Source organism: Ruegeria arenilitoris (assembly GCF_013032855.1).
In the GTDB taxonomy this organism is placed as follows: Bacteria; Pseudomonadota; Alphaproteobacteria; order Rhodobacterales; family Rhodobacteraceae; genus Ruegeria; species Ruegeria arenilitoris.
On sequence record NZ_WQDA01000002.1, the window covers coordinates 636,690 to 656,596 of the forward strand.

Annotated in this window: 18 protein-coding genes; 16 read left to right on the plus strand and 2 right to left on the minus strand. The window is 59.9% G+C overall.

What is annotated here, in order from left to right; translation table 11 throughout:
• Positions 1–73 precede the first annotated feature (73 nt).
• Positions 74–985, minus strand: coding sequence for a cytochrome c oxidase subunit II (gene coxB, locus GOW72_RS09405; protein WP_170337536.1), 912 nt, complete (start codon positions 983–985; stop codon positions 74–76).
• Between the two features lie 176 nt (positions 986–1,161).
• On the opposite strand from coxB, the gene tldD reads away from it, so the two are divergent.
• From tldD to GOW72_RS09430, 5 genes are all read left to right on the plus strand, one after another.
• Entirely contained in the window at positions 1,162–2,583 is a 1,422-nt protein-coding gene (tldD, locus tag GOW72_RS09410; RefSeq protein ID WP_170358198.1) for a metalloprotease TldD, read from the plus strand.
• 228 nt (positions 2,584–2,811) lie between these two features.
• Positions 2,812–3,942 carry a DNA-processing protein DprA gene (gene dprA, locus GOW72_RS09415; RefSeq protein ID WP_170366654.1) on the plus strand — a complete coding sequence of 377 codons (1,131 nt, stop codon included), beginning with the start codon at positions 2,812–2,814 and terminating at the stop codon, positions 3,940–3,942.
• Positions 3,943–4,091: 149 nt separating this feature from the next.
• Positions 4,092–6,707, plus strand: coding sequence for a type I DNA topoisomerase (topA, locus tag GOW72_RS09420; protein WP_170366655.1), 2,616 nt, complete (start codon positions 4,092–4,094; stop codon positions 6,705–6,707).
• A 114-nt stretch (positions 6,708–6,821) separates the two neighbouring features.
• Entirely contained in the window at positions 6,822–7,526 is a 705-nt protein-coding gene (locus GOW72_RS09425) for a CoA transferase subunit A (RefSeq protein ID WP_040634234.1), read from the plus strand.
• Positions 7,526–8,152, plus strand: coding sequence for a CoA transferase subunit B (locus GOW72_RS09430; RefSeq protein WP_170358191.1), 627 nt, complete (start codon positions 7,526–7,528; stop codon positions 8,150–8,152). Before GOW72_RS09425 ends, GOW72_RS09430 begins: the two co-directional genes overlap by 1 nt.
• Positions 8,153–8,202: 50 nt before the next feature.
• On the opposite strand, the gene GOW72_RS09435 is transcribed toward GOW72_RS09430, so the two are convergent.
• Entirely contained in the window at positions 8,203–9,069 is an 867-nt protein-coding gene (locus tag GOW72_RS09435; protein ID WP_170366656.1) for a lytic transglycosylase domain-containing protein, read from the minus strand.
• Positions 9,070–9,422: 353 nt separating this feature from the next.
• Here GOW72_RS09435 and GOW72_RS09440 point away from each other — a divergent pair, with 353 nt between their 5' ends.
• From GOW72_RS09440 to GOW72_RS09490, 11 genes are all read left to right on the plus strand, one after another.
• Positions 9,423–9,650, plus strand: a complete 228-nt coding sequence (locus GOW72_RS09440) for a Flp family type IVb pilin (RefSeq protein ID WP_093962753.1) — start codon at positions 9,423–9,425, stop codon at positions 9,648–9,650.
• A 244-nt stretch (positions 9,651–9,894) separates the two neighbouring features.
• A complete protein-coding gene (locus GOW72_RS09445) occupies positions 9,895–10,146 on the plus strand; it encodes a hypothetical protein (RefSeq protein ID WP_170337531.1) in 252 nt (83 codons plus the stop codon).
• A 277-nt stretch (positions 10,147–10,423) separates the two neighbouring features.
• A complete protein-coding gene (gene cpaB, locus GOW72_RS09450) occupies positions 10,424–11,305 on the plus strand; it encodes a Flp pilus assembly protein CpaB (protein ID WP_170358187.1) in 882 nt (293 codons plus the stop codon).
• A gap of 196 nt (positions 11,306–11,501) precedes the next feature.
• On the plus strand, positions 11,502–12,908 hold the full coding sequence (locus GOW72_RS09455; RefSeq protein ID WP_093963039.1) for a type II and III secretion system protein family protein: 1,407 nt from the start codon (positions 11,502–11,504) through the stop codon (positions 12,906–12,908).
• 16 nt (positions 12,909–12,924) lie between these two features.
• Complete coding sequence (locus tag GOW72_RS09460; protein WP_093962756.1) at positions 12,925–13,554, plus strand: OmpA family protein; 630 nt, start codon at positions 12,925–12,927, stop codon at positions 13,552–13,554.
• Between the two features lie 197 nt (positions 13,555–13,751).
• Positions 13,752–14,987 (plus strand): CpaE/TadZ family protein, encoded by a 1,236-nt coding sequence (locus GOW72_RS09465; RefSeq protein WP_093962757.1) that lies wholly within the window; start codon positions 13,752–13,754, stop codon positions 14,985–14,987.
• 27 nt (positions 14,988–15,014) lie between these two features.
• On the plus strand, positions 15,015–16,466 hold the full coding sequence (locus GOW72_RS09470; RefSeq protein WP_093962758.1) for a TadA family conjugal transfer-associated ATPase: 1,452 nt from the start codon (positions 15,015–15,017) through the stop codon (positions 16,464–16,466).
• Positions 16,467–16,477: 11 nt separating this feature from the next.
• A complete protein-coding gene (locus GOW72_RS09475; protein WP_093962759.1) occupies positions 16,478–17,446 on the plus strand; it encodes a type II secretion system F family protein in 969 nt (322 codons plus the stop codon).
• A gap of 10 nt (positions 17,447–17,456) precedes the next feature.
• The gene (locus GOW72_RS09480; RefSeq protein ID WP_093962760.1) at positions 17,457–18,440 is read left to right on the plus strand and encodes a type II secretion system F family protein; all 984 of its coding nucleotides are present in this window, start codon (positions 17,457–17,459) and stop codon (positions 18,438–18,440) included.
• 49 nt (positions 18,441–18,489) lie between these two features.
• On the plus strand, positions 18,490–19,026 hold the full coding sequence (locus tag GOW72_RS09485) for a tetratricopeptide repeat protein (protein WP_244952369.1): 537 nt from the start codon (positions 18,490–18,492) through the stop codon (positions 19,024–19,026).
• Positions 19,027–19,055: 29 nt separating this feature from the next.
• Positions 19,056–19,907, plus strand: coding sequence for a tetratricopeptide repeat protein (locus tag GOW72_RS09490; RefSeq protein WP_170366657.1), 852 nt, complete (start codon positions 19,056–19,058; stop codon positions 19,905–19,907).

Here is a 19,907-nt window from a genome sequence, read left to right on the forward strand (position 1 = left end):
TTGTGGTGCGAAAGCTGCGCGAAACACGCGCAGCCTGTCCTTGGTTTCGAACGGGCCTCAGGCCCCGGGTTCGTCAGTTCGAGGCGATCTGGAACGACGCCGGCTGGCCGGCGTATTCGTCCAACGCGCCCTGCAGCCATTCCTGATAGGCTTCTTCGCTGACGACTTTGACGGTAATCGGCATGTAGGCGTGGTCCTTGCCGCACAGCTCGGAGCACTGGCCGAAGTAGATGCCTTCCTTGTCGGCCTGGAACCACAGCTCGGCCAGGCGGCCCGGAACGCCGTCCTGTTTGACGCCAAACGCCGGGATCGTCCATGAGTGGATCACGTCGGCCGCCGTGACCTGCATCACAACCACCTTGTTGACGGGAACCACGACTGCGGTGTCGGTGGCCAGCAGCCACTCATCCTCGCTGTAGCCGGCATCGGCCAGCTTGGCGCGCATCGCATCGTCCAGAACGAACGGGGTTACATCCGCATCGGCGGGGCGTGCACCTTCGTCCAGGGTGGCCGGGTGACCCAGCAGGTAGCTGTCGAACGCAAAGTCGTGATCGACATATTCATAGGTCCAGTACCACTGGTTGCCGGTCACCTTGATGACGACATCACCCTCGGGGATTTCCTGCTGCTTGAACAGCACCGGCAACGAGAACGCACCGATGAAGACCAGGATCAGGATCGGGCCGATGGTCCAGGCGATCTCGACCGGAGTGTAGTGCGAGAACCGCGCCGGGGTCGGGTTTACACGCTGGTTGTAGCGCACGATGCAGTATACCAGCAGGCCTGCGACCAGCAGACAGATCGCGGTGATGATAACCAGAATCATACCGTCAAGGCGGTGAATCCCTTCGGCCAGGCTGGTGGCCGCCGGCTGGAAGCCCATGCCGCCGTCGACCGGCTTGCCGATGATCTCAAGATCCTGAGCCATGGCGGGAAGGCTGGAGAGGGCTGCGAACACCCCCGAAAGCATCAAAGCATTCTTCATTTTCTGTCCTGATCGTTTGATCTTTGCGTCTCTGGCGAACAGGTGTGAATCGGTCACACCTCTCCCGTTGTCTTTGGCCGCGTTAAAAACCATATTCCGGGAGGTAGATAAAGCAAAATGCTTGCGTCAAACAGACGCTATTTTTGATCTGGATCAAACGCGAAAGGCCGCAACCCATGACTCAAGCCCCGTTTCGCCCGTTCGAGACCGCATTGCCGCATGACGAGGCACTGGCCGTACTGCGCTCGGCCACCGCCGGGGCCGAAGACGGCGAGCTGTTTGTAGAGCGTCGGAAATCCGAAACACTTGCCTTTGACGATGGGCGCCTGCGCACCGCATCCTACGATGCATCCGAGGGATTCGGGCTGCGTGCCGTGCAGGGTGATGTGGCCGGTTATGCCCACTCGACCGATGTATCAATGCCCTCGCTGAAACGTGCTGCGGAAACCGCCCGGCTGGCGGTTGGTGACGGTGGAGGCACTTTGGCCGACGCGCCAAGGCGCACAAACAAGCAGCTTTATACGGATGCGGACCCGATCGAATCCGCCAGCTTCCCGGTCAAGGTCGAGACTCTGCGCGAAATCGACGGATTTGCGCGCGATCTGGACCCCAGGGTGGTTCAAGTCAGCGCCGTGATCGCCGCGTCCGTGCAAGAGGTCGAGATCCTCCGCCCCGATGGCACCATGGTACGCGACGTTCGTCCGATGACCCGCCTGAACGTGTCGGTCATCGTCGAACAGAACGGCCGGCGCGAAAGCGGATCGGCCGGAGGTGGTGGCCGCGTTGGTCTGGACGGCCTGATTGACCCGTCCGATTGGCAGGACAAGGTCCGAGAGGCGCTGCGCATTGCTTTGGTCAACCTTGACGCCGTTGCCGCTCCGGCCGGCGTGATGGAAGTCGCATTGGGCCCCGGCTGGCCCGGCATCCTGCTGCACGAGGCCATCGGGCATGGGTTGGAAGGAGACTTTAACCGCAAGGGGAGTTCGGCCTTTGCCGGGCTGATGGGGCAGCGGATCGCCTCCAAGGGCGTGACCGTGGTGGATGACGGGACGATCCCGGATCGTCGCGGATCGATCACCGTGGATGACGAGGGGACACCGAGCTCGCGCACCGTGCTGATCGAAGACGGCATCCTGACTGGCTACATGCAGGACCGGCAGAATGCGCGCCTGATGGGCGTGTCCCCCACCGGCAACGGGCGCCGGCAAAGCTATGCGCACAAACCGATGCCACGCATGACCAACACGATCATGCTGGGCGGCGATGCCAACCCGGCGGATCTGGTGGCCGAGATCAAGGACGGCATCTGGGCCGTGGGTTTCGGCGGCGGCCAGGTCGACATCACCAACGGCAAATTCGTGTTCAGCTGTACCGAGGCCTACCGGGTCGTGAACGGCAAAATCGGCGCGCCGGTCAAGGGCGCAACGCTGATCGGCGACGGTCCTTCAGCGTTGAAACGTATCCGGGGTCTGGGCAACGACATGGCCCTGGATCCCGGCATGGGAACCTGCGGCAAGGACGGTCAGTGGGTGCCCGTGGGTGTGGGTCAACCCACAGTGCTGATGGAGGGGCTGACGGTCGGAGGATCGGCCGCCTGATGCGAATCGCGCGCCTTCGGCCGGCACCATGGTTAATCCGTGCTGCCGGCCACAAAAGGAATGAACCGTAGCGCATCGAAATAGGCGGCCTGAGAAAAGTTATTACTTTCAGATATTTGCGCACCCATTCCGCGAAACCCACACTGGAACACGCTAAAATTTTCTGCGATTCACAAGCTGTTAACCCGTCACGCCGTAAACCAGTTCTGCAATCAGGCGGAGCGACGGATGACCGAAGAGCAGCTTTCTTCCAATCACCCCCCACTCCCACCCACCACGGAAGAGGACCGGTTTTCCTGGCTTCGCCTGTTGCGCTCGCGCAAAGTTGGCCCGGCAACGTTCCGGCGCCTGATGCACGAACATGGCTCGGCGCAGAATGCGCTGGCCGCATTGCCGGAATTGGCACGCGCTGCCGGAATTGAAGGGTATGAAATATGCCCGCCCGGCGTCATCGAGGCGGAACTCAAGGCCGCAAAAACCGCCAAAGCGCGGCTTTTGTGCCTTGGGGCCGCCGACTATCCTATGGCACTGACCGATCTGAACGATGCCCCTCCTCTGCTTTGGGCAATAGGTGACGTTTCGGTGCTTCAGCGCCCGATGATCTCGCTTGTCGGCGCCCGCAACTGTTCGTCCTTGGGAACCAGGATGGCGCGGGCTCTGGCAGGTGGTCTGGGTGAGAGTGGCTATGTAGTCGTCTCCGGACTGGCCCGCGGCGCCGACACCGCCGCGCATCTGGCCACGCTGCAAACGGGAACCGTTGCGGTCATGGCAGGTGGCGTCGACATCATCTATCCGGCGGAAAACAAGGAACTGGCCTGCGACATCGCAACCAGCGGATTGCGCATCTCCGAACAACCAATGGGCGTGACCCCGCAGGCCCGCCACTTTCCTCGCCGCAACCGGATCATATCGGGGCTGTCTCAGGCCGTCGTCGTCGTCGAGGCTGCCGCCAAGTCCGGCAGCCTCATCACGGCGCGCGACGCACTGGACCAGGGACGCGAGGTTCTTGCCGTGCCCGGCCATCCGTTCGACGCCCGCGCCGCCGGCTGTAATTTTCTGATCCGCGAAGGCGCCACACTTGTGCGCTGCGTGCAGGATGTAATCGACGCCCTGCCCCCGCAGCCGCGCAGAGCGCCCGAACCTGTCCCCGACACGGCGCCCGTCGCGCAGACAATCACTCCTCCCGAGGCGCTCCACGCCCGAATCCTGGAACGGTTGGGGCCTTCGCCTTTGGCCGAGGACCAGTTAATCCGGGATGTCGATGCGCCCGCCAGCGTGATCGGCCCCGCTTTGACCGATCTGGAGCTGGATGGTTTGATCCGTCGCCAACCGGGCGGGTTGCTGAGCCTCGCCGTCTAATCTGCCGAGGTGGTTCCAACCCGGGCCGCCGGTCTCAATTAGGCCGGATTTCGGGCCTTTCAGACTGTGCATTGACAAATCCATCTTGCCCTACACATTTTGCACGGCCATAGAAGGCGCCCAATCCGTCGAGCGAGGTTTTTAACTAAATGCCTGTAGTTGTTGTAGAATCCCCGGCCAAAGCAAAAACGATCAATAAATACCTTGGCCCCGACTACACGGTCTTGGCCTCTTACGGCCACGTTCGCGACCTTCCTCCGAAGGATGGATCGGTGGATCCCGACCACGAGTTTTCGATGACTTGGGAGGTCGGCACGGACAGCCGCAAACACGTCAAGGCCATCGCCGACGCGCTCAAGGATGACAACGCGCTGATCCTGGCAACCGACCCCGACCGCGAGGGCGAGGCGATCAGTTGGCACCTGCAGGAGGCGCTGACCAAACGCCGCTCGATCAAGAAGGATACGGCCGTCAGCCGCGTGACGTTCAACGCCATCACCAAGGATGCGGTGACCAAGGCCATGCAGAACCCGCGCGAGGTGGACATGCCGCTGGTCGAGGCGTATCTGGCCCGGCGCGCATTGGATTACCTGGTCGGCTTCAACCTGTCGCCGGTTCTGTGGCGCAAGCTGCCCGGCGCGAAATCGGCCGGACGCGTGCAATCGGTCTGCCTGCGCCTGATCGTCGAGCGCGAGATGGAGATCGAGGCCTTCAAGCCCGTGGAATACTGGTCGGTCAAGGCGCTGTTCGAAACGCCGCGCGGCCAGACCTATGAGGCGCGGCTGGTCACGCTGGCCGGCAAGAAGCTGGACAAGCATGACATCGCCAACGCCACCCAGGCCGAACTGGCGGTGCAGGCCATCACCAGCCGCGCGCTGAGCGTGACCTCGGTCGAAGCGAAGCCAGCCGCGCGCAATCCCAGCGCCCCGTTCATGACCTCGACCCTGCAGCAAGAAGCCAGCCGCAAATTCGGCATGGGCGCCCGCCACGCGATGCAGGTGGCGCAGCGTTTGTACGAGGCCGGACACATTACCTATATGCGAACCGACGGCATCGACATGGCACCCGAGGCCGTCGCCGCCACGCGGGACGCGATCAAGGACCGGTTCGGTGCCGAATACGTGCCGGACAGCCCGCGCATGTACAAGAACAAGGCCAAGAACGCGCAGGAAGCGCACGAATGCATCCGGCCCACGGACATGACCAAGGATGCGGCCGCCCTGAAACTGTCGGATGACGATCAGCGCAAGCTGTACGATCTGATCTGGAAGCGCACGATCGCATGCCAGATGGCCGCCGCGCGGCTGGAACGCACGACCGTCGAAATAGGCAGCGATGACGGTCAGGTGGGCCTGCGCGCCACCGGTCAGGTTGTGCTGTTCGACGGTTTCATGCGCGTCTACGAGGAAGGCCGCGACGATGTCGAGGACGAAGATGACAAGCGCCTGCCCCAGATCATGCAGGGTGATCCGGCGCGCTTTGCCAAGACCACGCTGAAGGATCAGTTTGACAAGGCCATCGCCGACGGCGCGGACAAGAAGGCCATCCTGTCGGAAAACCAGGCGGTTCTGGCGCTGCAACACCACACCCAGCCGCCGCCGCGCTATACCGAGGCGACTCTGGTCAAACGGATGGAGGAACTGGGCATCGGGCGACCCTCGACCTATGCCTCGATCGTCACCACGATTCAGGACCGCGGTTACGTTCGCAAGGACAAGAATCGCCTGATCCCCGAGGAAAAGGGCCGGATCGTCACGATCTTCTTGCTGAATTTCTTCCGCCAGTATGTGGGATACGAATTCACTGCCAACCTCGAAGAGCAGCTGGACGAGGTGAGCGCCGGCGCCCGCGACTACAAGGACCTGCTTTCCAAGTTCTGGCGCGATTTCTCGGCCGCGATCGCCGAGACGTCAGAGCTGCGGATTTCGGAAGTGCTCGACAAACTGGACGAGGCACTGGCCCCGCAGTTGTACCCCCCGCGCGAGGATGGCTCGGATCCGCGCATCTGCCCCAAATGCGGGGTCGGACGGCTGCACCTGAAAACCTCGCGGACCGGCGGATTCGTGGGCTGCGGGAACTATCCCGAATGCACCTATACCCGCCCCATCGCCGGTGAAGGCGCCGAGGGCGAGGAACGCATGCTGGGCATGGATGGCGAGGATGAGATCTGGCTGAAATCCGGACGCTTCGGCCCCTATGTCCAGCGCGGCGAAGCCACGCCCGAGAACAAGAAACCGCCGCGCGCCTCTTTGCCCAAGGGCTGGAGCAAGGATGACATGGACCTTGAGAAGGCGCTGACCCTTCTGAGCCTGCCGCGCGAGATTGGCGAACACCCCGAGGGCGGTATGATCAGCGCCAATTTCGGGCGTTTCGGCCCCTATATCATGCACCAGCTGCCGGATGAGGCGAAGCCGGTCTATGCCAACCTCAAGGATCCCAACGACGTGTTCGAAATCGGCATGAACCGGGCCGTCGAACTGTTGGCGGAAAAGCGCGCCAATCCCGGGCGGCGCGGACGGGCTGCGGCCAAACCGCTGAAGGAGCTGGGCGAGCATCCCGATGGCGGCACGATCCAGGTTCTGGACGGGCGCTATGGGCCTTATGTGAAGTGGGAAAAGGTCAACGCGACCCTGCCCAAGGACATCAAGCCCGAGGACGTGACGCCCGAAATGGCGGTGGAACTTGTCAATGAGAAGGCGGCCAAGAAAGGCACCCGCAAAAAGGCCGCGCCCAAGAAGAAAGCCACCAAGAAGAAAGCCGGCTGATCCCGGCCCCCGCGGGCGGTTAGGTAGAAATACCACCCGCCCGCAGGTTTCATTGACTTCCCAATGACGTGGCGGCACAACCTGCCCATCACCATGTCATTGGGGGAGTTTTCCATGAAGAAAGTCTATGCCAATGCCACCGAGGCCCTCGATGGGATACTTCGGGATGGCATGCTGATCGCGGCCGGCGGGTTCGGCCTGTGCGGCATTCCCGAATTGCTGCTGCAGGCGATCAAGGAATCTGGCGTGAAGGATCTGACCTTTGCCTCGAACAACGCAGGCGTCGACGACTTCGGCATCGGCATCCTGCTGCAGACGCGGCAGGTCAAGAAGATGATCAGCTCGTATGTCGGCGAGAACGCCGAGTTCATGCGCCAGTACCTGTCGGGCGAGCTTGAGCTGGAATTCACCCCGCAAGGCACCCTGGCCGAGCGCATGCGCGCCGGCGGCGCGGGCATCCCGGGCTTCTACACCAAGACCGGCGTCGGCACCGTGATCGCCGAGGGCAAAGAGCACAAGGAGTTCAACGGCGAGACCTACATCCTCGAGGAAGGGATCTTTGCCGATCTGGCCATCGTCAAGGCATGGAAGGCCGACGACACCGGCAACCTGGTGTTCCGCAAGACCGCCCGCAACTTCAACGTGCCGGCCGCGACCTGCGGTAAGATCTGTGTGGCCGAGGTCGAAGAGATCGTGCCGCGCGGTTCGCTGGACCCCGACTGCATCCACCTGCCCGGCATCTATGTGCACCGGGTCATTCAAGGTCAGCACGAGAAGCGCATCGAACAGCGCACCACCCGCAAGAAGGAGGAAGCGTAATGCCCTGGGACCGCAATCAGATGGCCGCGCGTGCGGCCGAGGAACTGGAAGACGGCATGTATGTGAACCTCGGCATCGGGATTCCGACGCTGGTGGCGAACTATGTGGGCGACAAGGACATCACCCTGCAATCGGAAAACGGCATGCTGGGCATGGGCCCCTTCCCCTATGAGGGCGAAGAGGACCCCGACCTGATCAACGCCGGCAAGCAGACCATCACCGAACTGCCCCGCACCGCCTATTTCGACAGCGCCACGTCCTTTGCCATGATCCGCGGCGGCAAGATCGCGGCGGCGATCCTTGGCGCGATGGAGGTCGACGAGAAAGGCGATCTGGCCAACTGGATGATTCCGGGCAAGCTGGTCAAGGGCATGGGCGGCGCGATGGACCTGGTGGCCGGCGTCGGACGGGTCATCGTGGTGATGGACCACACCAACAAGCACGGCGACAGCAAGGTGCTGAAGGAATGCACCCTGCCGCTGACCGGCAAGGGCGTGGTTGACCGCATCATCACCAACCTGGGCGTGCTGGACGTGGTCGAAGGCGGGTTGAAGATCGTCGAACTGGCCGATGGCGTCAGCGAAGAAGAGATGCGCGCGGCGACTGAGGCGACCATCGCCGGCTGACTTCTGAGCAAACACAGAAACCGAAAGGCCCGCCAATCGGCGGGCCTTTTTTAATTCATGGACTGAAAGACGCACCCGTCGGAAATCAGCATAGGCGGAGTGGCACACAACGCTCGGGCCACCTGGAAGGCGGCAAGAACCTTGGGGACATAGTCGCGCGTTTCAGCATAAGGCGGAACGCCATTGTGTTTTCGCACCGCGCCTTCACCGGCGTTGTATCCCGCCAGGACGAGAATCGGGTCGTCGTTGAACTCACCCATCAGCCAGTCCAGGTATTTCACGCCGCCGGCGATATTCTGTTCCGGCAACATGCTGTCGGTCACGCCGAACCGCTTGGCCGTGGCAGGCATCAGTTGCATCAAACCCTGTGCTCCGGCCGAGCTGACGGCAGTGGGGCGACCACCTGATTCAACGGACATGACCGCAAGGACCAGCGCTGGCGACACTTTTGTTCCTACAGTCGTACGGAGAATATCGACCCCGCGCTGCTCGACGATCTTCTGAAGATTCTGCAGCCGCGGAGATGAAATCTGGGTCGCCGCCAAAGCCTGCAGGGCTTCGTCAAGGCGGCCTGGGCCGGCTCGGGTCATATCTGGCGATACCTTGTCCCAGAACGCCTTGTACGCGCCCTCGGGGGTCTTTTTCTTCATTATGTCCGGAAAGGCCGCCGGAGGGACTTTGGTCCGGGCTATGATATCGGGCACGACCAAATCGGGACCCGTGCTGGGCGCTGAAGGTGCTGATGCGTGTTCTTGCGGACTGATCTGTACCGTCACTCGCGGGCGTTCCCCCGCTTTGGGAGCCTTGATCCGTTTGTAAACGCCGCGTGGCTCGATGTCCGCAGCAGGTGCCGGAGCCGCCACGGCAACCAGCAACGCCAAAACGCCGGCGCATGTCAGTGCGTCCCGGAAAATCATTTCTGCCTGCCTCATCTGTTCTTTTGAGTTGATTTGATACGCGAATCTTCCCGCAAGGCCAGAAAAACAAAGCGAATTGGGGCGGTTTTGCCTCATTTGGCGCAATTTTGCACCGCCGAAACAGCGTGGCGGGTTAGTGTCAAAAATTTTTTGTTTTTTATTTCAATAGGTTACCAGATTGGTGACCAAAAAGTTAAGCCTGAGGCAAAAAATTCGTTGTTTGGCCCAATTCCTGCCACGCACGAGGGGCAAACATAGTGCCATACCGAGACGGTCATGAGCCGACTGAGAGATGAAGCTCTGAAAGACCCCGAGGTTTTATTGACTTTTTGATCCTTTAGGAGGGACGTAACATGATCAAGTTCATCAAGAACTTCCGCAAAGACGAAGACGGCGCCGTAACTGTTGACTGGGTCGTTCTGACCGCAGCCGTTGTTGGCCTGGCAGCCGTTGCTTACCAGCAGATCGAAGGCGGCGCGACCGGCCTGGCAACCGACGTTTCCAGCGCCCTGACCAGCGCAACGATCAGCACCGGTTCGAACTCGGCAGCTGGTGGTATCACCACCGCTGGCAGCAACTAAGCTGACTTCATCCCAATCGGGATACAAGGCCGCGCCCAAGGGCGCGGCCTTTTCCTTTTAAGCAAGACAGACGCTGCGCATCGGATTTCGGGCGCCGGGCCAAGCATGGCCCACGTTTGGCCCAATTTCCGCCACGGAGACCGCGTTTAAGTCTTTGATAACTAGTAATTAGGTGCCCGCGAGAATTCTGGTCGCCATCAGAAACCGGAACTGGGCGGAATCACTCTGTCAGGAGGGACGCGAAATGATCAAGTTCATCAGGAACTTCAAAAAAGATGATAGCGGTGCGATCACCGTCGACTGGGTGGTCCTGACCGCAGCCGTCACCGGCCTGGCAGCGATTGCCTACGCTTTGATCCAAGGTGGGACCGAGGGCTTGGCTGACGATGTTGAGGCGGCCCTTTCCGACTCGGCAATCAGCATCAGCACCGGCGACAGCAACACGGCCGTTGGTGGGATCATCACCGGTGGATCGAACGGATCCGGCGGCAACTGATTTTCGGGAACTTGGCCGACCGGCCACATGACAACCGCGCCAGCCGGGCGCGGTTGTTCACGTTTGCCCCCTGCCTTCTCCGCACCGCGCAACCCATGCTGGGATACAGCAGACGCCACGTCACGAGATGCTCGTTCGCAACGCTCTGTGCCAATAAAACAACGAAAAATATCCATTTGTCCCACATTTCGACACAATTCCGATTTAGGAAATATGCTGTTTCAATGTCCTGCCCGGACCGATACAGGTCCGGCCAGAGCAATAAAGAGGTATACGCATGCGAGCTGTATTTGGTCTTGTCCTGATCGTCGGGGTCGCCCTGGCTGGCGGTGCGGTCTATATGGCCCGCAACTATATTGCCGAGTATCAGAACGCCCTGGCGCGTGAACGGCAGATGGCCGAAGAGGCCCTTGCCAACGCCAAGGTCGACGTCGTTCCGACCGTCGGCGTGATCGTATCCGAACGTCCGCTGAAATACGGCGAGCGCCTGACCCAGGAAGATGTGCGCGTCGTGGAATGGCCTGAGAATGCGGTTCCGGAAGGGTCGTTCACCGATATGACGGTTCTGTTCCCGGAAACCGGCAACAATGAACGCTTTGTTCTGCGCACCATGGAAAAGGACGAGGCCATCATGGAGGTCAAGATCACCCGACCGGGTGAGCTGGCCGGCCTGACCTCGCGTCTTGAAAAAGGTATGCGCGCGTTCGCCATCAGTGTTGATGTTGCCTCGGGCGTTTCGGGCTTTCTTCGCCCCGGCGACGTTGTTGATGTGTACTGGACCGGATCGCTGCGCAGCGCGGTCGAGGGGGCAAACGGCGAAATCACCCGCTTGATCCAGACCAATATCGAGTTGATCGCCGTCGATCAGACGGCAGGATCGGATGTGACCGGCACGACCATTGCCCGGACCGTCACCGTTGCCGCCACGCCGGAACAGATCGCGGCCCTGGCGCAGGCGCAAAACACCGGACGCCTGTCTCTGGCCTTGGTCGGGGTTCAGGATGAAACCATCGCAAGTGCGATCGAAGTTGACCAACGCAAACTGTTGGGAATCGAAGAAGCAGCCCCCGCACCGAAGAAAGAGGCAGAGAAGGTCTGCACCATCCGGACTCGCCGCGGCGACCAGATCGTCGAGACCCCGATCCCCTGCACAAACTGACGCCCATTCAGAGCGTTACCATGCCCGAGCCGCGCATAATGCGCGGCTCGTTTCGTTTGGGTTGTTGCGCATTGTCCACATAAGGAAAATTCCAGAAACCCTTGATTATTGCAATAAATCCGGAATTCGCGCAGAGTTCGTCACCATAGGGCATAAGACCCAAAAAAATAGAGTGGTGATCGGAGAGGCAGGTCACATGACAATACGTTCCTTGATTGGTTCGACCCTTTTGGGGTTGGCCCTAGTTCTGAGCCCGGTCGGCGATTCCGCCTGGGCCCAAAATCTTCGCGTGGTCAAAAAAGGCACGGCGGAAACGCTGGATGTGCCCATGAACCGCGCCATCGTGGTTGAAAGCGAACAGCCGTTTGCAGAGCTCAGCATCGCGAATGCAGGCATTGCGGACATCTCATCGCTTTCGGACCGCACAATCTACGTCTTGGGCAAGGCACCAGGCATGACGACGCTGACATTGTTTGACGGCGCCGGAAACCTGATCACGAACGTCCGCGTTCGCGTTGCGCCCGATGTGACCGAATTCAAAGAGCGCCTGCGCCAGATTCTGCCAAATGAGCGAATCGAAGTGCGGACCGCCAATGACGGCATCGTTCTCTCGGGCACGGTTTCCAGCGCAGCCAAACTGGCACGTGCTCTGGAACTGGCCGAGCGCTATGCGCCCGAGCGTGTGTCGAACCTTATGAATGTCGGCGGCGTACAGCAGGTCATGCTGAAAGTCCGCTTTGCCGAGATGAACCGGTCGGTCGCCAAGAACCTGTCCGCCTCGCTTGGTTTTTCCGGCGGTGACGCGACCGGTGGTATCAACACGCTGAACAACCAGTTGTCCCTGAGCAACGCGTTGGCCAACAACATCCCGGCGGTTCAGTCGAATACTGGCGCGATTCTGTTCGGCTTTGGCGCAGGCTCCACCCAGGTCCGGCTGCTGCTGGAAGCGCTGGAAGCCAAGGGTCTGGCCCGTAGCCTGGCCGAGCCGAACCTGTCGGCACTGTCCGGGCAGGAGGCAACCTTCCTCGCCGGTGGTGAAGTGCCGATTCCGGTTCCTCAGGATGACGGTGTGGTTGCCATTGAATACAAGGCTTTCGGTGTCGAAATCGACTTCGTTCCGCGCGTCGTCGACGGTGACCTGATCAACCTTGAGATGGCGGCGGCGGTGTCCAGTATCGACACCAGCTCGAACTTCACCATCAACGGTGACACGGTCCCCAGCTTCATCACGCGCCAGACCAGCACAACGGTCGAACTGCGAGATGGTGAGAGCTTTGCGATCGCCGGCCTGATTCAGGACGACTTTACCGACCTGAGCAACCAAATCCCGTGGTTGGGTGACGTACCTGTTCTGGGTGCATTGTTCCGCAGCGCGGAATACCAGCGCGAGCAGAGCGAACTGGTGATCATCATCACCGCGCATCTGGTTTCCCCGACCCGGGGCGAAGCCCTGGCGCTGCCGACCGACCGCGTGAAGCCGCCCAGCGAATTCGACCTGTTCATGAACGGCAGAACTGCCCGGACGGAACGGGTTGGCAATGGAGCCGCATCGGAAGTCGCCAAGCAGGACTTTGGCAACTCCTACGGCTACGTCCTGGATTGATAGGGAGGACAGACCAATGCAGAAGTGGATCATCACACTGGGTCTTACAGTCGCTGTCGCCAGCTGTACCCGTGAGGCCGGCTATGAAGTGGACCAGGGCGCATTCGGCAACGCAACGCTGAACAACATCCAGGTCATGAACGGCGAGTTGACCTATGGCCAGATCCTGGCGCAGCGATTCGCTGCCGAGGTTCCGACCCAGATCAACTTTGCGTTCGACAGTGCGCAGCTGGATTCGGCAGCACGCCAGATTCTGCTGTATCAGGCGAACTGGATCAAACAGTTCCCCGAAGCACGTTTCCGCGTGTACGGCCACACCGACGCCGTCGGATCCCAGTCCTACAACAACAGTCTGGGTCTGCGCCGCGCGCAAGCGGTCGTCAACTTCTTCGCGCAACAGGGTATTTCCCGCTCGCGTCTGGAAGCCGTTGTTTCCTATGGCAAAACGCAGCCACTGGTGGCCACGCCCAATCGGGATCGCCGCAACCGCCGCACCGTTACCGAGGTGTCGGGTCTGGTCGATCGCCATCCGAACATCCTGGATGGCAAGTATGCTGACTTCGTTTATCGCGAGTACATCGAAAGCGCGACATTCAAGAGCCAGCTGCGCCGCGAAACGGCCATCGGCGACACCAGCGAACAATAATCAGAAATTGGGCGGCATCGTCGCCCAATTCCCTACAATTGGTTTTTTTGCGCCCAATTCTTGCCCCACTTCCACGCAACATTGTGAACAATTGGGTGACCTGCGGCCAGAATTGACCGCTTAGGGCGACAGCAAGCTGAAACACGGACTGGTATTGTATCGACGTTTGCTGCGCTCTCACGACGAGGATTGTGTTAATGACGAGCGCAACGCCGCAAAACGACGACACCGGCATTCTGGCCTGTACCATCAGCCGAGATGTCCAGAACTTCGACCTGTTGATCGAGGACATGGAAGCCGCTTTGGGCGAGCGCTGGGGTGACCTTGGCTTTGCCGAGGCTCTGGCCTTTTTCAGCCAGCCCGAAGCCGAGTCTCTTCAATTCGTGGCCCTCGCGATCGACGGTGAGGACGAGGACAATCTGACCTTGATGGGTGAGATCATCACCCAGGCCAAGGAAAAGAAGATCAAAGTTGTCCTGATTGCCGAGGACGTGACACCCGCCGCTCTTCATCAGTTGCTGCGCAAGGGGGCCGATGAATTCGTCCCCTACCCTCTTCCCGAGAACGAACTGCAGGAAGCGATCGACCGCATGAATGCGCCCGAGCCTGTCGTGACTCCGCAACAGGTTTCCGTCCCGCTGGCCTCAGGAGCTTCGAAAGAAGGCGCTTTGTTTGTTGTTCAGGGCTTGGCCGGTGGTGTCGGTGCAACGACTCTGGCCGTGAATCTGGCCTGGGAATTGGCGACCGTATCGCAAAAGGATGCACCCAAGGTCTGCCTGATCGACCTGGATTTGCAATACGGAACCATCTCGACCTATCTGGACCTGCCCCGCCGTGAAACCGTGTTCGAAATGCTGTCGGACACCGTGGCCATGGATGACGAAGTGTTTGGGCAGGCACTGCAGACATTCGACGAGAAGCTGGATGTTCTGACGGCCCCGACCGACATGGTGCCTCTGGATATTCTCACGCACGAAGACATCCAGCGGGTGATCGACATGGCCCGCAAGCACTACGACTATGTCGTGGTCGACATGCCGAAAACGCTGGTGCACTGGTCCGAGACCGTTTTGCAGGCTGCGCATGTCTATTTTGCTCTGATCGAACTGGATATGCGGTCCGCTCAGAATGCGTTGCGTCTGAAACGTGCCCTTCAAGCCGAGGAATTGCCGTTCAACAAGCTTCGCTTTGCCTTGAACCGCGCACCCAAGTTCACGGATCTGAGCGGTAAAAGCCGCGTCAAGCGCATGGGTGAAAGCCTGGGAATCTCGATCGATCTGCAACTGCCGGATGGCGGCAAGCCGGTCATGCAAAGCGGCGACCACGGTCTGCCTTTGGCCAGCTCGGCCGGCAAGAACCCTCTTCGCCGCGAAATCGCAAAGCTGGCGCAATCCTTGCACAGCCTCGGCAGCAACAGCGCCGAAGCGGCATAACAAAGGCTATCAGGGGGAGAAACCGCCGTGTTCTCACGTTACAAGAAACCATCAGGTGCGCAGCCGGTTGCGACCCCTTCACAAGCCCCCAAGGCCGCCGAAGCCCCAGCTGCTCCGGCAGCGGCACCGTCGCCGTCCACCGCGATTGCCCGCAAACCGGTGGCCAAAACCGCGGCGGAAGCCAAGGGCAACGACCGCGAACGCAAGCGCAAGGAACGGCTGAGCGAAATCAAGATCGAGCTGCATCGGGAGCTTCTGGAAAACCTGAACCTGGCTGCACTGGAAAATGCAGCCGAAGCCGAATTGCGCACCGAAATCAGCGCGATCGCGAGCGAGGTTCTGGAAGCCAAGAACATCGTTCTCAATCGCGAAGACCGGACCCAGTTGAACAAGGAATTGTACGACGAAGTCACCGGTCTGGGTCCGCTTGAAACACTGCTTCAAGACGACTCGGTCAGCGATATTCTGGTCAACGGTCCGCATCAGATCTTTGTCGAACGCTTCGGCAAGCTCGAACTGAGCGACGTGTCGTTCAAAGACGAAAAGCACCTGATGCGGATCATCGACAAGATCGTGTCCGCCGTTGGTCGCCGGGTCGATGAATCCAACCCCTATGTTGACGCCCGTCTGCGCGACGGGTCTCGTTTCAACGCTATGGTTCCACCGATCGCGGTGGACGGGTCCCTGGTTTCCATCCGGAAATTCAAGAAAGACAAGCTTGGCATCGACGACCTGGTCAATTTCGGCGCGTTTACCGAAGAAATGGCCGCGTATCTTCAGGCCGCCGTCTCCACTCGTCTGAACATCATCGTGTCTGGTGGTACGGGTTCGGGTAAGACGACCACGCTCAACGCGCTGTCCAGCTTCATCGATGACGCAGAACGCATTCTGACCATCGAGGATACGGCGGAACTGCAGCTGCAGCAGACCCATGTGGGCCGGATGGAAAGCCGCCCGCCCAACGTGGAAGGCAAAGGCGAAGTCAGCCCGCGCGACTGTCTGAAAAATGCTCTGCGGATGCGCCCTGACCGCATCATCGTGGGCGAAACGCGCGGCGCTGAGGTGATCGACATGCTGCAGGCCATGAACACTGGCCACGACGGCTCGATGACCACGATCCACGCCAACTCGGCCCGTGACGGTATCTCGCGTCTTGAAAACATGATCGCGATGGCCGGGATCGAAATGCCTATCAAGGCCGTGCGCAGCCAGATTGCAAGCGCTGTGAACCTGATCGTCCAGGCCAGCCGTCTGCAGGATGGCTCGCGCCGCATGACCTCGATCACCGAGATCACCGGGATGGAAGGCGACGTAATCTCGATGCAGGAAATCTTTAAATTCCAACGTGTTGGCCTGACGCCCGACAATAAGATCATTGGTCATTTCACGGCCACCGGCGTTCGCAGCCACTATTCCGAACGGTTCCGTCTGTGGGGGTATGACCTGCCCGCATCGATCTACGAACCGACGACAATGTAGGAGATCAGGGCATGCAACTGCCAACCGAGGCGCTCATCTATGTCGCGATCTTCGTCGGGGTTCTGGCGCTGGTCGAAGGTATCTATCTGGTGGCTTTCGGCAAATCCATCAGCCTGAACAGCCGCGTCAATCGCCGTCTGGACATGATCGACAAAGGCGTCGGGCGCGAACAGGTTCTGGAGCAGCTGCGCAAGGAAATGCAGCAGCACATGAAGTCGCAGAGCATTCCGCTCTACTCGCTGTTGGCCGACAAGGCCCAGAAGGCGGCGATTGCCTTCAGCCCGCGGCAACTGGTCATGATCATGGCACTGGTGTCCGTGGTCGCGTTCATGGGCCTGAGCATCGGCACCAGAACCGACACAATCCTACGTGCGGCTCTGTCGATCGCAATCGGTATCGGCGCTGTCTATGCCTGGGTCAATCACAAGGCCAAGAAGCGCATGGGCATGCTTGAAGAGCAGTTGCCCGATGCCGTGGAACTGATGGTGCGCTCACTTCGCGTCGGCAACCCGTTCGTGTCGACGATCCAGATCGTCGCGAACGAGGTGCAGGATCCGCTTGCGACCGAATTTGGCGTGATTGCCGACGAATGCGCCTATGGGCGTGACGTGGGCGAGGCGTTGAAGGACATGGCCGAACGTCTGGACATGCAGGATTTGCGCTTTCTCGCGGTCGCCGTTGGCATCCAGCAGCAGTCGGGCGGCAACCTGGCTGAGATCCTTGACGGGCTTGCCAAGGTGATCCGCGCACGGTTCCGTCTGTTCCGCAGGGTCAAGGCGATCACGGCCGAGGCGCAGTGGTCGGGCAAGTTCCTGTCGGGGTTCCCACTGTTTTGCCTGGTTTTCATTCTGGTCAAGGACCCCGGGTATTATGACTCGGTTCTGGACCACAAATGGTTCATTCCCGCCTGTTTTGTCGTGGGGATCATGCTGACGCTGAACCTGATCGTCATGCGCATTCTCACCAACATCAAGGTCTGAGGGCACGACCATGGAATTTCTGACCCAAATCAACGACATGCTGACGGATCAATTGGGCGAGTTCGGCCCGCTGATCGTCGTCGGAGTGCTGGGATTGTTCATGGTCCTGGTGACCATTCCGATCCTTTTGAACCAGCCGGAAGATCCCTTGAAAAAGCTGCAGCGTGCAAACGCTGCACCCAAAAAGGAAAAGCGCGGCAAGAAGGATCAGCTGCGCAACTCCGGCCGGAACGAACAGCTTGAAAAGTTCGCGACCTTCCTTGAGCCGAAAGATGAAGAAGAATACTCGGCCATGGAGCTCAAGCTGCGCCAGGCCGGTTACCGCTCGAAAGATTCCGTTCGGTTCTTCCACTTTGCGCAATTTGCGTTGGGGATCACCGGGATCGTTTTGGGTGTTCTCCTGGTGACCGTGTTTTCAAACGGGCAGGAATTCACCGGTCAGCAAATGATGATCCGCGTTCTGGTGCCGGGTGCCATCGGATACTACATTCCAAAATACTGGATCACGCGCCGGATCGAAGAGCGCAAAGAGAACATTATCGCGGGCTTTCCCGACACGCTTGACCTGATGCTGGTCTGCGTGGAAGCCGGTCAGTCTCTGGACCAGGCGATCGTGCGTGTGGCCGGCGAGATGAAGGCCTCCTACCCCGATATTGCGCAGGAATTCGAGATCGTCGCCTATGAGATGAAGGCCGGCAAAGAGAAAGATCAGGTTCTTCGCGATTTCGGGACGCGTTGCGGTGTCCAGGATGTGAGCTCTTTCGTGACGGTGATGATTCAATCGGCCACATTCGGTACGTCGATTGCCGACGCCCTGCGGGTTTATGCCGGCGAGATGCGCGACAAACGCGTCATGCGCGCCGAAGAAGCCGCGAACAAGTTGCCAACGAAAATGACCCTTGCCACAATGATGCTGACGGTGCCGCCGCTGCTGATCATTCTGGTCGGTCCCTCGGCAAAAGGCATCATGGAGTTCGGTAACAGAGGCCAATAAGCCCATGCCCTCACGCAACCGGTGCGCCCGCTTCGGGCTCCACCGCCTGATGATAGCCACCGCGGTTCTTGCCGTGGTGGCTTCGTGTACGGACCCAAGTCTTTCGAACGGGCCTTTTGCCCCCGGCGTCGACCCCAAAGGTGGGCCGATTGACGAAATTGCTGTCGGGAACCGTTTGATGGCCGCCGGAGAATACGAACTGGCCATGGAATCGTTCACCCGCGCGGCCCTGACAGAGGGGATGACCCCGGAAATCCTGACCTCGATCGGAACCGCCAATCTCGGCCTCAGGCGGCTTGGACAAGCCGAACCCCTCTTACGACAAGCAGTCGAAGAAGACCCGGATTGGTCGGTTGCGTGGAACAATCTCGGCGTTCTGCTGATGGAAAAAGGTGAGTATGCCGAGGCCGCGCAGGTCTTCCAAAGGGCCTATGCGCTGGACAATGGCGAAAGTGACGCAATCCGTGACAATCTTCGCTTAGCGCTCGCAAAAATGGAAAATCCTGTTAATAATACACCACAAGAACAAGAATATACGCTGGAGCAGCAAGGGAACGGAGCTTTCCTGCTGCGTAAGAACCAGTAACAGAGGCAAGAGCAGTAAGGGACGCAAAAATGCGCCAAAAATTCCTGATTCCGACAGTCGTCGTGTGCGGGCTGATCCTGTCTGCATGCGCAAAAGAAACCGAAGAGGAAAAGGTCGAACGCACGTTCCAGGAAGTGAACGTCATCGACGAGACGAACCTCAACGACGTGATGCTCAATGCGGCTGACCCGAACGAGGCAGTGACCTATTTCCGTGGAGCAGCCGGCAAGAATCCAGATCGGATCGATTTGCAGCGCGGCCTTGCCATTTCGCTGACTCGCGCCAAGCGCAGCACCGAAGCATCGGCCGCCTGGAAGCGCGTGACCGCGATGTCCGGTGCAACGAACGCGGATCGCGTCGATTATGCGGACTCGTTGGTCCGCAGTGGTGACTGGAAGGCGGCAAAGGCAGCGCTGGACCAGATCCCCCCGACCTACGAGACGTTCAAACGCTATCGGCTTGAAGCCTTGGTGGCAGATGCCAGCAAGGATTGGAAGCGTGCGGACCAGTTCTATGAAACCGCAATCGGGCTGACCACACGGCCGGCCGGCGTGATGAACAACTGGGGGTATTCCAAGTTGACCCGCGGCCAATATTCCGAGGCCGAGCGCCTGTTCACCGAAGCCATCCGACAGGACAGTTCATTGTTCACAGCAAAGAACAATCTGGTTCTGGCCCGCTCGGCGCAGGGGAATTATTCCATGCCGGTGATCCAGATGTCCCAGACCGAACGTGCGGAACTCTTGAACACGATGGGCATCTCGGCCGTGAAGCGCGGTGACATCAACACTGCCAAGAACCTGTTCCGGGAAGCCATCGCCACCCATCCGCAGCATTTCGACGAAGCGGTTCGGTCGCTCCGCGCGCTCGAGGAAGCATAA

Coding starts and splice junctions, on each gene's coding strand:
- GOW72_RS09475 (WP_093962759.1), top strand. CDS start 16,478: ATGCAACTGCCAACCGAGGCGCTCATCTATGTCGCGATCTTCGTCGGG.
- GOW72_RS09465 (WP_093962757.1), top strand. CDS start 13,752: ATGACGAGCGCAACGCCGCAAAACGACGACACCGGCATTCTGGCCTGT.
- dprA (WP_170366654.1), top strand. CDS start 2,812: ATGACCGAAGAGCAGCTTTCTTCCAATCACCCCCCACTCCCACCCACC.
- tldD (WP_170358198.1), top strand. CDS start 1,162: ATGACTCAAGCCCCGTTTCGCCCGTTCGAGACCGCATTGCCGCATGAC.
- GOW72_RS09460 (WP_093962756.1), top strand. CDS start 12,925: ATGCAGAAGTGGATCATCACACTGGGTCTTACAGTCGCTGTCGCCAGC.
- GOW72_RS09480 (WP_093962760.1), top strand. CDS start 17,457: ATGGAATTTCTGACCCAAATCAACGACATGCTGACGGATCAATTGGGC.
- coxB (WP_170337536.1), bottom strand. CDS start 985: ATGAAGAATGCTTTGATGCTTTCGGGGGTGTTCGCAGCCCTCTCCAGC.
- GOW72_RS09455 (WP_093963039.1), top strand. CDS start 11,502: ATGACAATACGTTCCTTGATTGGTTCGACCCTTTTGGGGTTGGCCCTA.
- GOW72_RS09440 (WP_093962753.1), top strand. CDS start 9,423: ATGATCAAGTTCATCAAGAACTTCCGCAAAGACGAAGACGGCGCCGTA.
- GOW72_RS09490 (WP_170366657.1), top strand. CDS start 19,056: ATGCGCCAAAAATTCCTGATTCCGACAGTCGTCGTGTGCGGGCTGATC.
- GOW72_RS09485 (WP_244952369.1), top strand. CDS start 18,490: ATGATAGCCACCGCGGTTCTTGCCGTGGTGGCTTCGTGTACGGACCCA.
- GOW72_RS09430 (WP_170358191.1), top strand. CDS start 7,526: ATGCCCTGGGACCGCAATCAGATGGCCGCGCGTGCGGCCGAGGAACTG.
- GOW72_RS09435 (WP_170366656.1), bottom strand. CDS start 9,069: ATGATTTTCCGGGACGCACTGACATGCGCCGGCGTTTTGGCGTTGCTG.
- topA (WP_170366655.1), top strand. CDS start 4,092: ATGCCTGTAGTTGTTGTAGAATCCCCGGCCAAAGCAAAAACGATCAAT.
- cpaB (WP_170358187.1), top strand. CDS start 10,424: ATGCGAGCTGTATTTGGTCTTGTCCTGATCGTCGGGGTCGCCCTGGCT.
- GOW72_RS09445 (WP_170337531.1), top strand. CDS start 9,895: ATGATCAAGTTCATCAGGAACTTCAAAAAAGATGATAGCGGTGCGATC.
- GOW72_RS09425 (WP_040634234.1), top strand. CDS start 6,822: ATGAAGAAAGTCTATGCCAATGCCACCGAGGCCCTCGATGGGATACTT.